This window comes from Staphylococcus sp. HMSC061G12, assembly GCF_001838465.1.
In the GTDB taxonomy this organism is placed as follows: Bacteria; Bacillota; Bacilli; order Staphylococcales; family Staphylococcaceae; genus Staphylococcus; species Staphylococcus simulans.
The window spans coordinates 20,980-21,264 of sequence record NZ_KV837157.1 but is presented as its reverse complement, the minus strand read 5'-3'; the positions used below and the strand labels follow the sequence as shown (position 1 = coordinate 21,264).

General features: G+C 39.3%; 1 pseudogene. It reads left to right on the top strand.

Annotated elements, in window-relative coordinates:
* Nucleotides 1–285: pseudogene (locus HMPREF2937_RS10990) on the top strand (enterotoxin); the annotation flags it as partial.

Below are 285 nucleotides of genomic sequence, written 5' to 3'. Positions count from 1 at the left end.
AAAAAGCTTTAGAAGCAAAAGCTAATAAAGATGAATTGAACAAAGTAATCACTGCTGCAGAAGATTTAACTTTAGACCCAGCTGACAAAGAAGATAAAGCTGTTCAAGACGCATTAGCTAAAGCGAAAGAAGTTCAAGCAGACCCTAATGCTTCTCAAGACGCAGTAGATGCAGCGAAAGCAGCTCTAGAAGATGCAATTAATGCTAAAAATGCTCAAGATGCAAAAGAAGCGAAAGAAGCAGCAGATGCTAAACAAGCAGCATTAGATGCGTTGAAAGCAGAGC